This window comes from Janthinobacterium sp. CG_23.4, from assembly GCF_029892305.1.
Taxonomy (GTDB): Bacteria; Pseudomonadota; Gammaproteobacteria; order Burkholderiales; family Burkholderiaceae_D; genus Janthinobacterium; species Janthinobacterium lividum_D.
On record NZ_JARXUX010000001.1, the window covers coordinates 4,763,329 to 4,781,014 of the forward strand.

15 protein-coding genes are annotated in these 17,686 nt (G+C 61.7%); 6 read left to right on the forward strand and 9 right to left on the reverse strand.

Translation table 11 applies throughout. The features are described 5' to 3' along the window. The first annotated feature begins 256 nt into the window (after positions 1–256). The 3 genes from H4V96_RS21305 to ybaL all read left to right on the forward strand — a co-directional run bounded on the left by H4V96_RS21305 (position 257) and on the right by ybaL (position 4,963). Entirely contained in the window at positions 257–1,711 is a 1,455-nt protein-coding gene (locus tag H4V96_RS21305) for a S41 family peptidase (RefSeq protein ID WP_196856199.1), read from the forward strand. A gap of 211 nt (positions 1,712–1,922) precedes the next feature. Continuing rightward, positions 1,923–3,044 (forward strand): beta-ketoacyl-ACP synthase III, encoded by a 1,122-nt coding sequence (locus H4V96_RS21310; protein ID WP_010393598.1) that lies wholly within the window; start codon positions 1,923–1,925, stop codon positions 3,042–3,044. Positions 3,045–3,250: 206 nt separating this feature from the next. Beyond that, entirely contained in the window at positions 3,251–4,963 is a 1,713-nt protein-coding gene (gene ybaL, locus H4V96_RS21315) for a YbaL family putative K(+) efflux transporter (protein WP_196856198.1), read from the forward strand. A 57-nt stretch (positions 4,964–5,020) separates the two neighbouring features. Here ybaL and H4V96_RS21320 read toward each other — a convergent pair whose 3' ends face one another. Next, positions 5,021–7,066, reverse strand: a complete 2,046-nt coding sequence (locus H4V96_RS21320; protein WP_010393601.1) for an NADPH-dependent 2,4-dienoyl-CoA reductase — start codon at positions 7,064–7,066, stop codon at positions 5,021–5,023. Between the two features lie 159 nt (positions 7,067–7,225). Between H4V96_RS21320 and H4V96_RS21325 the strand changes: the two genes are divergently transcribed. Next, positions 7,226–7,810 (forward strand): SRPBCC family protein, encoded by a 585-nt coding sequence (locus H4V96_RS21325; RefSeq protein ID WP_334686025.1) that lies wholly within the window; start codon positions 7,226–7,228, stop codon positions 7,808–7,810. On the opposite strand, the gene H4V96_RS21330 is transcribed toward H4V96_RS21325, so the two are convergent. From H4V96_RS21330 to H4V96_RS21345, 4 genes are all read right to left on the reverse strand, one after another. Then, complete coding sequence (locus H4V96_RS21330) at positions 7,798–8,253, reverse strand: hypothetical protein (RefSeq protein ID WP_010393605.1); 456 nt, start codon at positions 8,251–8,253, stop codon at positions 7,798–7,800. The two genes, H4V96_RS21325 and H4V96_RS21330, sit on opposite strands and share 13 nt — an antisense overlap. Positions 8,254–8,295: 42 nt before the next feature. Beyond that, the gene (locus tag H4V96_RS21335) at positions 8,296–8,736 is read right to left on the reverse strand and encodes a DUF2721 domain-containing protein (RefSeq protein WP_010393607.1); all 441 of its coding nucleotides are present in this window, start codon (positions 8,734–8,736) and stop codon (positions 8,296–8,298) included. A 112-nt stretch (positions 8,737–8,848) separates the two neighbouring features. Continuing rightward, positions 8,849–9,814: a prolyl aminopeptidase gene (gene pip / locus H4V96_RS21340; protein WP_010393608.1), complete on the reverse strand. Its 966-nt coding sequence runs from the start codon at positions 9,812–9,814 to the stop codon at positions 8,849–8,851. A 77-nt stretch (positions 9,815–9,891) separates the two neighbouring features. After that, positions 9,892–10,374, reverse strand: coding sequence for an Lrp/AsnC family transcriptional regulator (locus H4V96_RS21345; protein ID WP_010393611.1), 483 nt, complete (start codon positions 10,372–10,374; stop codon positions 9,892–9,894). Between the two features lie 153 nt (positions 10,375–10,527). On the opposite strand from H4V96_RS21345, the gene H4V96_RS21350 reads away from it, so the two are divergent. Next, the gene (locus H4V96_RS21350) at positions 10,528–11,148 is read left to right on the forward strand and encodes a LysE family translocator (RefSeq protein WP_029496071.1); all 621 of its coding nucleotides are present in this window, start codon (positions 10,528–10,530) and stop codon (positions 11,146–11,148) included. Positions 11,149–11,326: 178 nt separating this feature from the next. Here the strand turns inward: H4V96_RS21350 and phbB are convergent, their stop codons facing one another. From phbB to H4V96_RS21370, 4 genes are all read right to left on the reverse strand, one after another. After that, positions 11,327–12,067 (reverse strand): acetoacetyl-CoA reductase, encoded by a 741-nt coding sequence (gene phbB, locus H4V96_RS21355; protein WP_010393616.1) that lies wholly within the window; start codon positions 12,065–12,067, stop codon positions 11,327–11,329. Between the two features lie 142 nt (positions 12,068–12,209). Further along, positions 12,210–13,388 carry an acetyl-CoA C-acetyltransferase gene (locus H4V96_RS21360; RefSeq protein ID WP_280721148.1) on the reverse strand — a complete coding sequence of 393 codons (1,179 nt, stop codon included), beginning with the start codon at positions 13,386–13,388 and terminating at the stop codon, positions 12,210–12,212. Between the two features lie 178 nt (positions 13,389–13,566). Next, the gene (locus tag H4V96_RS21365; RefSeq protein ID WP_280721149.1) at positions 13,567–14,067 is read right to left on the reverse strand and encodes a phasin family protein; all 501 of its coding nucleotides are present in this window, start codon (positions 14,065–14,067) and stop codon (positions 13,567–13,569) included. Positions 14,068–14,195: 128 nt separating this feature from the next. Then, complete coding sequence (locus H4V96_RS21370) at positions 14,196–15,104, reverse strand: LysR family transcriptional regulator (RefSeq protein WP_010393622.1); 909 nt, start codon at positions 15,102–15,104, stop codon at positions 14,196–14,198. A gap of 118 nt (positions 15,105–15,222) precedes the next feature. On the opposite strand from H4V96_RS21370, the gene metE reads away from it, so the two are divergent. Beyond that, positions 15,223–17,526 (forward strand): 5-methyltetrahydropteroyltriglutamate--homocysteine S-methyltransferase, encoded by a 2,304-nt coding sequence (metE, locus tag H4V96_RS21375; RefSeq protein WP_196856194.1) that lies wholly within the window; start codon positions 15,223–15,225, stop codon positions 17,524–17,526. Positions 17,527–17,686: the final 160 nt, after the last annotated feature.

Genomic DNA, 17,686 nt, shown 5'->3' on the forward strand with positions numbered 1-17,686 from the left:
GTTGCCGGCTTTTACCCTTCACTTGCTGCCACAGGACGGTTTGATTCGCTTTGCACTGCAACGCCGTCCTGAAACATCGGCGACAAAAGTGCAATGTATGGCGAGCTGAGTCCCATTTTTACGCCTAAAGTGGTGTCAGCCGAGCTTTTTCCACGGCCGAGCCACGCCGCCAGAGATTCAGGTCTATACTTTCACCAAGAAGCGCTGCTCCACGGGGACTGGCGCTTGTGCAAGACACGCTAGCTGCAAAGGTGCAATGATGGGCAAACTCAAAAATACCGGCTTGATCGGCCTGGGCGTGGTGGCCGGCGTCGCCGTGTCGCTGCAATTTTCAGCCATGGCACAAAAAACCGTCGAGCCGCCCCTGCCGCTGGCAGAGCTGCGCCAACTGGCCGATGTGTTTGGCATGATCAAGTCCGACTACGTCGAGCCGGTGGAAGACAAGAAACTGCTGGAAGACGCCATTGCCGGCATGGTCGCCTCGCTCGACCCCCATTCCGCCTACCTGGACAAGAAAGCCTATGCCGAGCTGCGCGAAGGTTCCGAAGGCAAGTTTGTCGGCCTGGGCATTGAAATTAGCCTGAGCGAAGACGGCTATATCAAGATCGTCTCGCCCATCGAGGACAGCCCCGCCTACCGCGCCGGCATCAAGGCCGGCGACCTGATCACCCGCCTAGATGGCCAGCCGGTGAAAGGCGTCAGCCTGGACGACAACGTCAAGCGCATGCGCGGCGAACCGGGTACCAAGGTCTCGCTGACGATTGCCCGCAAGGATGCACCGCAACCTTTGGCCTTCACCATCACGCGCGAGGAAATCCATCAAAAAAGCGTGAAGTCGAAAATGATAGAGCCCGGCTACGCCTGGCTGCGCGTGTCGCAATTCCAGGAACCGACCGTCGACGACATGGCCGCGCAGATCACCGCCCTGTACCAGCAAGATCCGCAGATCAAGGGCATGGTGCTCGACCTGCGCAACGATCCGGGCGGCGTGCTGCAGGGCGCCATCGGCGTCTCGGCCGCCTTCCTGCCGAAGGACGCCGCCATCGTCTCGACGCATGGCCAGCTGCCCGATTCAAAGCAGGTGTTTTACGGCCGCGCCGAATACTATAGCTTCCGCTCGGAAGGCGATGCGCTGGCAAAATTGCCGGCAGCTATCAAGAAAGTGCCGCTGGTGGTGCTGGTCAACACAGGTTCGGCCTCGGCCTCGGAAATCGTCGCCGGTGCGCTGCAAGATTACCAGCGCGCCACCATTATCGGCACGCCAACCTTCGGCAAGGGTTCGGTGCAAACCGTCCGCCAGTTGACCGCCGACACCGCCGTCAAGCTGACGACCGCCCGCTACTACACGCCGAACGGCCGCTCGATCCAGGCCAAGGGCATCGTGCCCGACTTGCTGGTAGATGAGAATGCGGACGGCGACGGCTTGAACGGCTTACGCATCCGCGAAGCGGACCTGAGCAAGCACCTGAGCAACGACCGCGGCCAAGGCAGTGCCAACAACGGCGCCAAGGCCGCCCCCGTCAACGACGAGATGGAAGAGCAATTGCGCATCATCGCCCTGGAAAAAACCCGCAAGCCGCTGGAATTTGGCAGCCAGGACGATTTCCAGCTGCATCAGGCGCTGAACCACTTGAAGGGTTTGCCGGTGCAACTGACCAAGGCCGAACCGGTGGTGGTGCAAGCCAACGTCAAGAAAGAACAGAAAAAATAGGCAGTTTGGGGGCAGACCCGCCGGGACTCGGCGTCCCTGTCTGCCCCCATCACACGCCGCCCCCCCGGCCACTGTCCACGCGACAAAAAATCATCTTCCGCCACACTTCCTGCTCTGCCGCAACACGAAACTCTCTACAGTCGAGTCTGTTTGTGTAAAATTTGCTCCACTTATCGGCAGCGCGTCGATTGCCAAATTTGAAAGTTTAACTATGAAACAAGTCGTCATCAGCGGTACCGGACTGTATACGCCGCCATTTTCGATCTCCAACGAAGAACTGGTCACCTGCTTCAATGCCTACGCAGAAAAATTCAATGCCGATCACGCCGAGGCGATCGCCGTGGGTACGGTGACGGCGATCGAGCTGTCGAGCGTGGCCTTCATCGAAAAGGCGTCTGGCATCAAGTCGCGCTTCGTGATGGAAAAGGCCGGCATTCTCGATCCGGCACGCATGGTTTCGCGCATTGCGGAGCGAGGCGATGACGAACTGTCCTTACAAGCCGAGATGGCCGTGGCTGCCGCGCGTGACGCCTTGGCGCGCGCCGGCCGCACACCGGCCGACATCGACATGGTGCTGGTGGCCTGCAGCAATATGCAGCGCGCCTATCCAGCCATGGCGGTGGAAGTGCAGGATGCGCTGGGCATCGATGGCTATGGTTTTGACATGAACGTAGCGTGCTCGTCCGCCACCTTCGGCATCCAGCAAGCTGCCGCTGCCGTGCAAAGCGGCCAGGCGCGCGCCGTGCTGGTCTTGAATCCCGAAATCACCAGCGGCCACCTGAACTGGCGCGACCGCGACAGTCATTTCATTTTCGGCGACGCCTGCACCGCCATCATCGTCGAAGCCAAAGACACGGCCGTGTCGCAGCAGCAGTTCGAAATCATCGGCATGGAACTCAAGACGCGCTTTTCGAATGCCATCCGCAATAATTTTGGCTTCCTCAATCGTTTTGACGAATCCGGCATGGGCAAGGCCGATAAGCTGTTCCGCCAGCAAGGCCGCAAAGTCTTCAAGGAAGTATGTCCAATGGCAGCCGAGATGATCAAGGCGACCCTGGCCAAGGCCGGCGTGGAAGTGGCGCAAGTGAGCCGCTACTGGCTGCACCAGGCCAACCTGAACATGAACCTGCTGATCGCGCGCCTGATCCTGGGCCGCGACGCGCAAGAAAACGAAGCGCCCGTGATCCTCGACACCTACGCCAACACCTCGTCAGCCGGTTCCATCATCGCCTTCCATAAATACCAGGATGATATGGCGGCGGGTGCCACAGGCGTGATCTGCTCGTTTGGCGCCGGCTATTCGATTGGCTGTGTGGTCGTGCGCAAGGTATAAGCGCGGCGCAGTGGCGGTGCCTGATTACATCAATTAGGCGAAGATGACGGTCGATGGCATGCGTTAGCGACTTGACGGACGAAGATGGTGCGATTTTTGCGCAAAAAAACGGCCGGGAAATTCCCGTGCAGCTTTGTTGCGTTTATACTCAATCGCTCAACATCCTCTTTTTCCAGCCACACGTCCGCACAAGGAACCCACCACGCATGCCGCATGACATCAGTCTGATCACCACCATCGCCGCCGCCCTCGGGTTCGGCCTCATCTTCGGCTTTATCGCCGCGCGCCTGAAACTGCCGGCCCTGGTCGGCTATCTGGCCGCCGGCATCATCATCGGACCGGCCACGCCCGGTTTTGTGGCCGATGCGGAACTTGCCGGGCAATTGGCGGAAATCGGGGTGATGCTGATGATGTTCGGTGTCGGCCTGCACTTTTCCATCAAAGATTTGTGGGACGTACGCAAGATCGCGCTGCCCGGCGCCATCTTGCAGATCGGCGTCGCCACGGCGATGGGCATGGGCCTGGCCCACTGGTGGGGCTGGACACTCGGTGGCGGCTTGATCTTTGGCCTGGCACTTTCCGTGGCCAGTACCGTGGTGCTGCTGCGTGCGCTGGAAGAGCGCGGCATCCTCGACTCGCTCAATGGCCGCATCGCCGTCGGCTGGCTGGTGGTGGAAGACCTGGTCACTGTATTGGTGCTGGTACTGCTGCCGGCGTTCGCCGGTGTGCTCGGTGGCAAGGTCGCGCCGGATGCCGAGGCCGTCAGCCTGTGGCACACCCTGGCCGTGACCTTGGGGCAAGTGAGCGGCTTCGTCGTCTTCATGCTGGTGGTGGGCCGCAAGCTATTCCCATGGATTTTGTGGCAAGTGGCGCGCACCGGTTCGCGTGAACTGTTCACCCTGTGCGTGATCGCCGCTGCCGTCGGCATCGCCTACGCTTCCACCAAGCTGTTCGGCGTGTCGTTTGCGCTGGGCGCCTTCTTCGCCGGCATGGTGCTGCGCGAGTCCGAACTCAGTCATCGCGCAGCAGAGGAATCGTTGCCCCTGCGCGACGCCTTCGCCGTGCTGTTCTTCGTTTCCGTCGGCATGCTGTTCGAGCCGACTATTCTCATCGACAAGCCGCTGCAAGTGCTGGCCGTGTGCGCCGTGATTATCTTCGGCAAGTCGATCGCCGCCTTCCTGCTGGTGATCGCCCTGCGCTATCCGCCAAAAACAGCCATCATCGTCTCGGCCAGCCTGGCGCAGATCGGTGAATTTTCCTTCATCCTGGCCGCCTTGGGCCTGTCGCTGGGTCTGATGCCGCAGGAAGGGCAAAGCCTGATACTGGCCGGTGCCATCCTGTCCATCGGCCTCAATCCACTTGTGTTCAGCATGGCCAAGCCCTTGCTGCGCGTGCTCGGCAACAGCGATTTTGCGCGCAAGTTTGAACGCACCGCCGACCCGCTGGCCGAGCTGCCGATAACGGTGCCGCAGGAAAAGCTGTCAGGCCAAGTCGTGCTGGTCGGTTATGGGCGCGTGGGCCGGCGCATCGCCGCCGCCCTGATGGAACGGGGCATTCATTTTGTCGTGGCCGAGGAAAACCGCGACATCGTCGACCAGTTGCGCAAGCAGGGTATTCCGGCCGTGGCCGGCAATGCGGCGGAACCGGCCGTACTGATCCAGGCGCACATCACGCACGCCACCATGCTCGTCATCGCCACGCACGATACCTTTCACGTGCGCGCCATGATAGCGACGGCGCGCGCACTCAACCCCGGCATCATGACGCTGGTGCGCACCCACAGCGAAGAAGAGGCGCAATTGCTACGCGCAGAAAACGCGGGCAAAGTTTTTATTGGCGAGCACGAACTGGCCAATAGCATGGCCGCGCACGTGCTGCAGAGCTTTGAGGCGGTGAAAAAATGGCATGGCCATTCATAACGGCACGTGCAGCGACATCCGGGGTCAGACCCGCCGGGTCTGACCCCGGCCCTCAATTTACAAACTCGCGGCCAGTTGCGCGCCTTCCCGGATGGCCCGCTTGGCGTCGAGTTCCGACGCCAGCGCGGCGCCGCCGATTTTGTGGAAACGCGGGCCGCCCGCCTGTACTGGCTTGCCATTCTGGTCGACCGGTGGCATGAGTTCCGTCAGGCTGTCCTGGCCGGCGCAGATGACCACGTTGTCGACTGCCAGCAAACGCTGCTCGCCGCCCACTGTGATGTGCAAACCCTGCCCGTCGATCCTGTCGTAGCTGACGCCGGCCAGCATGGCCACGCCATTCCTCGCCAAGGCCGCGCGGTGTACCCATCCCGAAGTCTTGCCCAGTCCCGCACCCACTTTCGACGTCTTGCGCTGCAACAGGAAAATCTGCCGCACGGGTACAGACGCTGCGGGCGGCACCAGACCGCCGCCGCTCGCCGCGTCCAGGTCGACGCCCCACTCGCCTGCCCATGCCGCCACGGTTTGCGGCAGCGTATGCGCCGGGTCGTGCAACAGGTACTCGCTCACGTCAAAGCCGATGCCACCGGCGCCGATGATGGCGACGCGCGCGCCGACCGGCTTCTTCGCTTGCAGCACATCCAGATACGACAGCACTTTCGGGTGATCGATGCCGGGAATGGCCGGCAGGCGCACCTTGATGCCCGTGGCGACGATAACGTCGTCGTAGCCGCCGGCCAGCAATTGCTCGCGCGTCACGCGCTGGCCCAGGCACAGCTTGATACTCGACAAGGCGATGCGGCGGGAAAAATAACGGATGGTTTCCGTAAATTCTTCCTTGCCAGGTATCTGCATGGCCACCTTGAACTGGCCACCCACGCTGTCGCTGCTATCGAACAGGGTTACCTCATGCCCGCATTCGGCGGCCACGGTGGCGGCAGACAGGCCGGCCGGCCCGGCGCCGACGACGGCCACCCGGCGCGGCACAGCCTTTTTCGCGTACACCAGTTCCGTTTCATGACAGGCGCGCGGGTTGACCAGGCAACTGGCGCGCTTGTTGGCAAAGGTGTGGTCCAGGCACGCCTGGTTGCAGCCGATGCAAGTGTTGATCTCGTCCGCGCGTCCGGCGGCGGCCTTGGCGACAAAGTCAGGGTCGGCCAGGAAGGGGCGCGCCATCGACACCAGGTCGCAGTCACCGCGTTCCAGGATGGCGTTGGCCTCGTGCGGCATGTTGATGCGGTTCGACGCCACCACGGGAATGCTCACTTCGCGGCGCAAACGGCCCGCCACGGAGGCAAACGCGGCGCGCGGCACGGAGGTGACGATGGTGGGCACGCGCGCCTCATGCCAGCCGAAGCCTGTATTGAGGATGCTCACGCCAGCGTGCTCCAGCGCCTTGGCCACCGTCACCACGTCGTCCCAGGTATTGCCGCCCTCGACCAGGTCGAGCAGCGAGTGGCGGTACATGATGATGAAGTTGGGGCCGACGGCGGCGCGGATGCGGCGCACGATCTCCACCGGCAGGCGCATGCGGTTCTCGATCGTGCCGCCCCAGCGGTCCTGGCGCAGATTCGTGCGCGCACAGAGGAACTGGTTCAGCAGATAGCCCTCGCTGCCCATCACTTCGATGCCGTCGTAACCGGCCTTTTGCGCCAGGCGCGCGCAGCGCACATAGTCGCAGATGGTGCGCTCGATGCCCCGTTCGCTCAAGGGACGCGGGCGGAACGGGGAAATTGGCGATTTTTTCGCCGACGCCGAGACGACAAACGGCTGATAGCCATAGCGACCCGCATGCAGGATCTGCATGACGATCTTGCCGCCCTCCTCGTGCACGGCGCGCGTTACCTTGCGGTGATTCGGCACGTCGCCGAGGAAATTCAAGGTGCCGCCGAACGGCAGCAGCCAGCCCTGGCGGTTTGGCGAGATGCCACCTGTGACAATCAGGCCCACGCCGCCGCGTGCCCGCTCGCGGTAAAACGCGGCCAGCTTGCCATAATGATAGAAGCGGTCTTCCAGGCCCGTATGCATGGACCCCATGATGACGCGGTTGCGCAAGGTGGTGAAGCCCAGGTCGAGCGGGGCCAGCAAATGGGGATAGGCAGTCATGGTCGGTCCGATAGGTAATGGTATGCAAGCCGTACGGTAACAAGCATTGCTGGCCACCGCAGTGTATTTCTCTAGACCGGGAGTTCTAAATCGCCAGTCGCGCTCGCCGGCGATGCGTACCGCTTGTGCCGGGCGCCAGTTTCCCGTAGCCTAGGTAGCATGACGCGACTCTTCCTCTGCCTACTGATGTTATGCGCCGTCCCCGCCAGCGCGCTGGCACAGACGGTACGCCAGGAGAAGCTGAAGGTCGAGGTCAAGCGCATCGAGATCGACGGGCAGCGCATGTATGAAGTCGATGCCAGCGGCAGCGTGCAGGCGCCGCCGGCCTCCGTCTGGAAGACGCTGACCACCTATGAACGCATGCATGAATTCGTGCCCGACCTCAGCTCTTGCCGCGTGCTGTCGCGCAACGGCAATGAAGTCATCATCGAGCAGCAGGGCATGGCGCGCTTCCTATTCATGAACTACGCCATCCACCTGGTGGTGCGGGCCACGGAAACGCCATCCACCAGCATCGACATCGCCCTCATTTCCGGCGACATGCGCCATTACGAAGCACGCTGGAATGTGTATCCCGTCACCGAGACGGGCGGCACGCGCATCGTCTTTTCCAGCCGGCTGATGCCGGGTTTCTATGTGCCCGACATGCTGGGCACGAGCATGATACGCGGCGATATCGAACGCATGATGGCGGCCGTGCTGGCCCGCATCGACAGCCATCAGGGCGGAAATCAGGCTAAGTAGGTATCGCGGTCGCGGATTTCCGCAAAGTTTTCCAGGCTGCCCAGTTTTACCGTGACGGGGTTCAGGCTGGCCTGCGGCTGCATCGAGCGCCAGGCGAACAGCCATTCCTGCTCGGGCGCTTCGGCGCGCGTCTTGGTAAAGGCGGCGCCCAGGGCCGCCCGCTGGCCATACTCGACGACGCCGTCGATGCCGGCCCAACTGGGTAAGGTGCGCTGCACGGCGCGGTGCAGACGTTCGCCGAATTCTTCCGTATTGTGGATGATCAAACAGGCATCGGCCGGGGCGAATAGGTCGAACAGTTGCTTATCCCACACTTGCGAAAAGCTGAGGGTCAAGCAATTGCCCGCTGGCACCAGACGGAACTGGCCCAGGCTCAGCGCCAGTTCAAGTTCGCTGCGCTGGCCGTAGCGGTGCAGGGTGGGGGGACGTTTGTAATCGTGCATGCTGGACTCGTTCTTCAATGGTAGGGTAAACCGGCGCGCCGCTTAACGTGGCGGGCGGATATGGCGCCGGATGCGCTGGGCCGTCGCGGCCAGGTAAATTTCGCGCAGTAAGTAAATAAAACAGCCGATCAGGCAAATCACGGCCAGCACAAAGAACACGGCGATGTATTTGTCCAGGGTCAGGTTCAAAATGTCACCCAAAAACAGCATGGCGATGATGACGCAGACAAAGAAACCGCAGGCCGTGCTGAGCGAAATCGAGTAATTGATCAAATGGGTACGCCGATACAAGGTATCGAGCTCATCCATATAGAAATCGTTGTAGCCAATGTCGAGCCGGTCTTCCAGCACGCGCGTGCGGTCGATGATGCGGCCCAGGCGGTTGGTCAGCACCACCAGCATGGTGCCGATACCGGTCAGCAGGAAAACCGGCGCAATCGCCAGCTGGATGATATGGCCGATGTCGCCGATCTGTATATTCATGGATAAAAAGTCGTGGGTTCACTCCGGCGCCCGACCCTGGCGCCAGCACAGGCCATAGTGTAGCAGGTGGCGCACGCCGGCTGGCCGCTTTGCCGACCAGCAAGGTTTGACGTCATGCGAAGCCACGCCCGGGCACGAAGCGCTGAGTGGCGCGCACCAGCGCCGAAGCGATGCCATGCTCGAGCGCGCCATGGCCCGCGTCCGGGATCATTTCCAGCTGCGCGCCGGGCCAGGCTTGCTGCAGGCGGTAAGCCGACAGGGGCGGGCAGATGGCATCGTAGCGTCCCTGCACGATGACGGCCGGCAAATGCGCGATGCGCGCCATATTGCGTATCAGCTGGTCTTCCTCGAAGAAACCGAGATTGGCCATGTAATGCGATTCGAGCCGGCCCACGCCCAGGTCCAGCGCATCGTTGGGCGCCTCTTCCGGCTGCGGCATCAGATACACGCGACGGCCCTCGAAACGGCTCCAGGCGCGCGCGGCCGGCCAGTACACGGCAGGATCGCTGCTGAGGATGCGTTTCACGTAGGCCGCCAGCAGATCGCCCCGTTCTTCGAGCGGGATGGGGGCGGCAAAGGCGTCGTACAGTTCCGGATAGAACCAGCGCACGCCTTCGATGAACCAGTCGATTTCCGCCTGCGTACAGAGGAAAATGCCACGCAGCACGAAACCGAGACAGGCTTCGGGGTGCGCCTGGCCATACGCCAGCGCCAGGGTCGAGCCCCAGGAACCGCCAAACACCAGCCATTGATCGATGCCGAACTGGGTGCGCAAGCGTTCGATATCCTCGATCAGCAACTGCGTCGTATTGTTGCGCCATTCGCCCAGCGGCGTGGACTTGCCCGCGCCGCGCTGGTCGAACAGGATCACGCGATAGCGCTGCGGATCGAAAAAGCGGCGGTGCTGCGGCGACAGGCCCGCGCCGGGGCCACCATGCAGAAACAGCACGGGAATGCCGTCGGGATTGCCACACTCTTCCCAGTAAATGCTGTGGATGTCATCGACCGCCAGCATGCCGTGCCGGCGTGGCGTCAGGGCGGGAAACAGCGGCGACAGGGGCGACAGGGAGTCAGGCATGGCGGTCCTCGTAGACAGTCTGGAGGCCAGGCAGCGGCTGCCTGGCAAAGACCCAATTATAGTGCGCCGCCGGCGCCTCAGGCCAGCGGCAAGGGCAAGCGGTTTGACGACTTGATTTCGCGCATCGACAGGCTGGACTGGATTTCCGCCACGCCAGGCAGGCGGCGCAGTACGGTCGATACGAACTCGCCATACGCTTCCAGATCGCGCGCCACCACTTGCAGGAAATAATCGGCTTCGCCTGCCACATTGTGGCACGACAAGATCTCGGGTATCGTCGCAATCGCTTGCTCGAACTGCGACGGCTGCTCGCCGCCATGGTTGGCAAACACGACGCGTACAAACGCCACCAGGCCGATGCCCAGTTTCTTGCGGTTGAGCAAAGCCTGGTAGCCGGTAATAAAACCTTCCTCTTCCAGGCGACGCAAGCGGCGCCAGACGGGAGTTTCACTGAGCTTCAAACGCTCGGCCAGGCGCGCATTCGACAGCCGTCCTTCATCCTGCAGCAGCCTGAGTATCTGCAAATCGGTGGCATCGAGGCTAACTTCTGAAATTTTCATCTATTTTTTGTTTTTATAGGAGTGGAATCTACCTAAATACTAGGGCATGGAGGGCAGGAAAAGCAAGCACATTTCATCACAGCAAGAACATAATGGTGCCCGGCGAGCAAGCTGCACGGTGCGCGTGCTCCCACTTTCCTTTTCGACTGAGCCATGTCCGATTCTACCTTCCTGATGTACCTGCTGGCACTGGCTGGCGCCTTTTTATTGCCGGGCCCGGACATGGCACTGGTGCTGGCGACGGGCGCGGCGCGCGGCGTGACGACGGCGCTGGTGACGGCAGTGGGCATCGCCGGCGCCCGCGCGGTGCATGTGGCGCTGTCAGGCGCCGGCCTGGCGGCGCTGATGGTGACGCATCCGCAAGCCTTGCAATGGGTCAAATGGGCGGGTGCCGCGTATCTGTTATACCTGGCGCTGCGCCTGCTGCAGTCGGCCCTGTCGAAGAAAACGGCGCAGGAAGATGCCGCTCCCGCCACGGCGCACAGCGCCCGCGCCAGCCTGGTACGTGGTTTCCTGACAAATCTGCTCAATCCGAAGGCACTGCTGTTTTGCAGCATGTTCCTGCCGCAATTCGTCACCGGCAGCGACAGTGTCGGCATGCAGTACCTGCGCCTGGGTGCCGTCCTGGTGCTGTTGGGCCTGCTGTTCGACGCCGTGTACGCCGTGCTGGCCGCACGCCTGGCACGCCGTCTGCGCGGCAAACCTTCGCCTTACGGCAAGTTCGTGCTGCCCTCCGTCTTCGTGCTGCTGGCCGGACGGCTGGTGCTGGGCTAAGCTTCCAGCCGCAGCGATGGCGCCATGGCCCACCTCGCATGCCAGCGGCACCAGGCATGCGACACACCGAATTGCCCCCGCAAGGCCTCGCCCGGATCCTGCTACCCGGCCCGCCCGTTTTGCTTGCACCATAAAAAAAGACAGCCGCAGCTGTCTCTTTGTTGTACCTGGGTAGCGATTACGACATGTGCTGGCCGCCGTTGATCGAGATATTCGCGCCCGTGACGAACGCTGCCTCGTCGGAGGCAAGGTAGGCTACCAGGCCGGCCACTTCTTCCGGCTTGCCCAGGCGCGCCATCGGAATTTGCGGGATGATTTTGCTGTCGAGCACTTCCTGTGGAATCGCCATGACCATCTTGGTGCCGATGTAGCCTGGCGAAATGGTGTTGACGGTAACGTTCTTGCGCGCCACTTCCAGCGCCAGCGACTTGGTGAAACCGTGCATGCCCGCTTTCGCAGCCGAATAGTTGGTCTGGCCGAAGGCGCCCTTCTGGCCATTGACGGACGAGATATTGATGATGCGGCCCCAGCCGCGTTCCACCATGCCGTCACAGACGGGCTTGGTCATATTGAAGACGGAATCAAGGTTGGTGCCCATCACGGCGTCCCAGTTCGGCTTGTCCATCTTCTTGAACGTCATGTCGCGCGTGATGCCGGCGTTATTCACCAGCACGTCGACAGGACCGATTTCCGCTTGCACCGCCGCCACGCAGGCAGCGGCCGAATCGTAGTCGGCGACGTCGCACGGATACGCCTTGAAGTCATAGCCCATGTCCTTGGTCGTCGCCAGCCACTCCGCGACCTTCTGATTGCCTGGAGAATAGGTCGTGACCACGCGATAGCCGAGCGCCGCCAGCTTGAAACAAACCGCTTCGCCCAAACCGCCCATGCCACCAGTTACCAATGCAACTCTTGCCATTTTTATCCCCTCAGTATCGTTCTATTTCTAAAAAGTTAATAATTTAATTGCAGTTGTCCAGCATCGCCGCGTGATAACGGCAAACCGCAGCGAACCCCGGCGTCACGTAGCGCACGCAACGACCTGGGTTCAGCGTCAGCGATTAATCGCGTTCGATGGCTAAAGCGACGCCCATGCCGCCGCCGATGCACAGCGCAGCCAAGCCTTTCTTGGCGTCGCGGCGTATCATTTCGTGGATCAGGGTGACCAGGATGCGCGCGCCGGAGGCGCCGATAGGGTGGCCGATGGCAATCGCGCCGCCATTCACGTTGATCTTGCTGGTATCCCAGCCCATTTCCTTGTTGACGGCAATCGCTTGCGCGGCAAACGCTTCGTTAATTTCCATCAAGTCCAGTTCTTCATGCGTCCAGCCGGCTTTTTTCAAGCACAAGCGCGAAGCGGAGACGGGGCCCATGCCCATCAGGGCCGGGTCCAGGCCTGACGAAGCGTAAGCCTTGATGCGTGCCAGCGGCTTCAAGCCCAGTTCTTTCGCTTGCGTAGCGGACATCATGATGACGGCGGCGGCGCCATCGTTCAGGCCGGAAGCATTGCCGGCGGTGACGGTGCCATCCTTGGCGAACGCGGGACGCAGACCGGTCAGCGATTCCAGAGTCGAGCCGGGCTTGATGTATTCGTCGCTGTCGAAGACCACCGTGCCTTTTTTGTTGGCGATTTCCAACGGCAGGATTTCATCCTTGAACTTGCCGGCCTTTTGCGCCGCTTCCGCCTTCAGTTGCGACTGCAGCGCGAATGCATCCTGCTCGGCACGCGTGACTTCGTATTTCTTGGCGACGTTTTCAGCCGTGATGCCCATGTGATACTGGTTGTACACGTCCCACAGACCGTCGACGATCATGGTATCGATCATCTTGAAGTCGCCCATGCGGAAACCGTCGCGCGAGCCGTTCATGGCGTGCGGCGAAGCACTCATGTTCTCCTGGCCGCCGGCAATGATGATGTTGGCGTCGCCGCACTTGATCGCTTGCGCCGCCAGGTGCGTGGCCTTCAGGCCGCTGCCGCATACCTTGTTGATGGTGAATGCCGGGATGGAACTGGGCAAGCCAGCCTTGATGACAGCCTGGCGCGCGGCGTTCTGCCCAACGCCGGCCGTCAGCACCTGGCCCAGGATCGCTTCGCCGATCAGGTTCGGGTCGATGCCGGTTTGAGCCAGCAAGCCCTTGATTACATGCGCGCCCAGGTCGGACGCAGCAATCTTGGCCAGACTACCACCGAATTTGCCGACTGCGGTACGGCCGGCGGCCACGATTACGACATCATCCATTTATTTCTCCGATAAGCAGGCCACGAAGGCCAAGGTCAAGGTCAAGGTATTAATACAATCCAATGAATCCGTGAAGACATAGCAAGCTGTCATTCATTCTAGCGTGGCATGCGCCGCAGTTCCAGCGCCGCACCGCAGGCGGCGAGACAGCCGGCCTGGCGCGGCGGATAAGCGCTCACTAGCCGCAAGGCACCTGTGTTTGACGAGCGGCACACGTGTTTTTATTTTTATCATACCCTTCATCGGCGCCGCCGAAAGTGCTTTTTAGAAAATTATTAAAGGGAATAATCAGAGGCAAGGGCGTTTGCTTTACCACCTGCAGTAGCTCGCCAATTTTTTGATGCGACGCAGCAAACTCACCCTTTGTCACAGTATCGAATTTCTCTTGGGTTTCTTGGACAACATCCTTTGCCTGACGGCCATATGCGCCGATGCGTTCGATGGCCAGTTGCGACTGCGTGCGCGACAGGTGCAGCAGTGCTTGTGGGTCTTTCACGGACAACAGCTGATTGCCCGCTACCGTAGCGGCGGCCAGCGCCGCGCGGGCGGCATCGAGCTGCCAATCGAGCACGCTGGCACCGCTGTCGACTGTGGCCTCGGCATATGCTTGCACACTGATCAACTGTGCTTCCAGCACGGCCTTGCCGGCGCGTGCCCATTGTTCGGAAAATGAAAACATGTCCTTCCTCCCCAAGAGTAGACGGCGCCATGTTGCGCCGCACAGTACTCGACTGTAAGCGGTGGTTCATTACTGAACCTTGATATTTATCAAGCTTTCCTATTGGTTTGTTTCCAACTCAACGTTGATCAGGACAACAACTTGATACCGTCCAGCGAGGCCGCGCACTGCTCGCGTATCACGCTGACGAAATCGCGCACATACGCCTTGTCTTGCAACGGCTTCGGCACGGACACATACAGATCGCTCCACAAGCCGTGTTCGCCCACCGGGCGCGCCACCACATAATCGTAATCGACGTAATTCTTGATGGCCCAGTTGGGCAAGGCGGCAATGCCGCGCCGGCTCGCCACCAATTGCAGCACGGCCACCGTCAATTCGGCCGTGCGGCGCTCGAACTCGATGCCGGCGGGCTTCAGCACTTCACGGATCAGGTCGATGCGCTCTTCCGGCACCGGATAGGTGATCAGGGTCTCGCCCGTAAAGTCGGCCGCCACCAGCCGGCGCTGTGCCTGCAGCCGGTGCTTCTGCGCCATCACCACCAGCATTTCAAAGCGAAACAGCGGAAACACGGTGAAATCGGGGCCATAAGGCGAACCGATCACGAGATCGGCCTCGCCCGAGCGCAGCAAGTCCGCCGGTTCGCTGTGAAAGCCTGACACCAGGTCGATTTCCACTTCCGGCCAGCGCTGGCGGAACGCATCCATCACCGGCATGAGCCAGTCAAAGCAGGTATGGCATTCGAGCGCCACGCGCAACTGCCCCTTGTCGCCCTGCGACAGGCGCGCCACGTCGCGCTCGGCCAGCTCGATCTCGGGCAAAAGTTTATCGGCCAGCTCCAGCAGGCGGCTGCCCGTGGCAGTAAAGGCGATCGGCATCGACTTGCGCTCGAACAAGGGCGCCTGGTAACGCTCTTCGAGCAAACGGATCTGGTGCGATAGCGCCGACTGGGTCAAATTGAGCAGCTGCGCGGCGCGCACCAGGCTGCCGGAGGAACGCAAGGCACTCAGGGTGCGCAGGTGGCGAATTTCTAGCATCGGGAAATAGGGGTATGCACGTGAAATATTTTCATGTTATTCGGCAAAATGTTTCGTTTTGATTATAGATCAAGTAGCCGCACACTTTAGCGCATTCACATTAAATCTCGATGACATCATGACCATTCGTACGCACATCCTTGGCTTTCCCCGTATCGGCGCCGCGCGCGAACTGACATTGGCGCTGGAAAGTCACTGGGCTGGCGAACTATCCGAGGCTGCGCTGGAAGAGACAGGCCAGCAATTACGCGCGCGCCACTGGGCGCAGCAACGCGACGCCGGGCTCGACTACGTCAGCGTGGGCGACTTCGCTTTTTACGACCAGATGGCCAACCATATCCAGTTGCTGGGCTGCGAACCGGCGCGTTTCAATTTCGCGCCAGAGCAATCGCCGCTGTCGCGCTATTTCACGATGGCGCGCGGCCACCATCATGCACAGCATACGGACAGCGCCAGCAAGCCCGCGCTGGAAATGCGCCCCTGGTTTGACAGCAATTACCATTACCTGGTGCCCGAATTGTCGCCGCAGACCCAGTTTTCGCTCGCTTGCGAGCGCCTGCTGGCGGAAGTGGCCGAGGCGCAGGCGCTCGGCCACCAAGTCAAGGCGGCCCTGATCGGCCCCCTCACCTTCCTCTGGCTGGGCCAGGAAAAGACAGCGGGCGAGTCGGGCTTCGACCGCCTGGACTTGCTGGAACAATTGCTGCCCGTCTACGGCGCCCTGCTCGACCGCCTCAAGCAGCAAGGCGTGACGTGGGTGCAGGTGGATGAACCGATCCTGGGCCTGGACTTGCCCAACGCCTGGCGTAGCGCCTTCGAGAGCGCCTACTGGCAGTTGAACCAGGTGGGTGTCAACATCTTGCTGGCCACGTATTTCTCGCCGCTGGAAGAAAACCTCAGCTTGAGCTGCCGCCTGCCCGTGGCCGGCTTGCACGTGGACGGCATCTGCGCGGCGCATGAATTGATCAGCGTGACGGACTGGCTGCCCGCGCATAAAGTCTTGTCGATCGGCATCGTCGACGGGCGCAACATCTGGCGCACCGACCTCGACGCGGCCCTCGCCGTGCTGCAGCCGCTGGCCGCGAAACGCCAGGGCCACCTGTGGCTGGCGCCGTCGTGCTCCTTGCTGCACACACCGTTCAGCCTGGAAGCGGAAATGGCGCTCGACGGAGAAATCCGCAGCTGGCTGGCGTTTGCGACGGAAAAGCTGGTGGAACTGTCCGGGCTCAAGGGGGCACTGGCAGGCCAGTCCGACGCCGCCGCGCTAGCCGCGCTGGCAATGTCTCGTCTGGCCATCGCAGGGCGGCGCGCCAGCCCACGCGTACACCGCTCCCCGGTCACGCAGCGCCTGCAAGCGCTCACGCCCACCGTCGACCGCCGCGACTCGAGCTTCCCGCAGCGCCAGGCCGTACAGCGCGCGCGCCTGCAACTACCGGACTTTCCGACAACGAGCATCGGTGCCTTCCCACAGACGACGGCCACCCGCGCCGCCCGCGCCAGCTATCGGCGGGGCGAACTGGCAAGCGCAGAGTATACAAAGCAGATGCACGCCGACATCGCCCACGCCGTAGAGCGCCAGGAAGCGCTGGGCCTGGACCTGCTGGTGCATGGCGAAGCGGAACGCGACGATATGCTCGACTACCTCGGCGAGCAACTCGACGGGTTCGCCTTCACGCGCCTGGGCTGGGTGCAAACGTACGGCGCGCACTGCGTCAAGCCGCCCATCGTCTACGGCGACGTACAGCGCCCGGCCGCCATGACGGTAGCCTGGACGGTGCACGCGCAAAGCCTGACGCAAAAACCCGTGAAGGCCATGCTGACGGGCCCCGTCACAATCTTGCAATGGTCGTTCGTGCGCGACGACCAGCCGCGCGCCACGACGGCGCTGCAGCTGGCGCTGGCCATCCGCGACGAGGTGCAAGACCTGGAAACGGCCGGCATTGGCATCATCGAGATCGATGAGCCGGCCATCCGCGCAGGCTTGCCGCTGCGCCGCGGCAAGTGCGACGCCTACCTGGACTGGGCCACGCGCGCCTTCCGCATCGCCGCCTGCGTGGTCAGCGACACGACGCAGATCCACACGCACATCTGCCATGCGCAGCGGCACGACATCTTGCCGCAGATCGCCGCCATGGACGCCGACGTGGTCACGCTCAAAACGTGCCGCTCGGAGATGGCGTTGCTGGCAGACTTTGGCCCATTCCAGTATCGGCACGAAATTTGCCCCGGCGTCTATCACATCGACTCGCCGCGCATGCCCTCAACCGTCGACATGCTGAAATTACGGCAAAAAGCCAGCGCCGTGATGGCACCAGCGAAGTTATCGGGCTATCCCGACTGCGCCCTGAAGGCGCGCGCTCGGGTGGCAACGGAAACGGCCTTGAAAAATACGCTGGCAGCGGCACAGCAGATGCGCGCGGCTTAATCCAGGACAACAGCGTCAGGGCGCATGTCCGGCTGCTTTCAGGGCGGCGCACCGGTTTTCCGGGGCGCCGCCCTGGTTTTTTGAGAAGAAGTCACTGTTGCCCTGCGGAACAGCACACGCCAGGCCCCTGACGGTGATTTTTTTGCAGTAGAATGCAAGA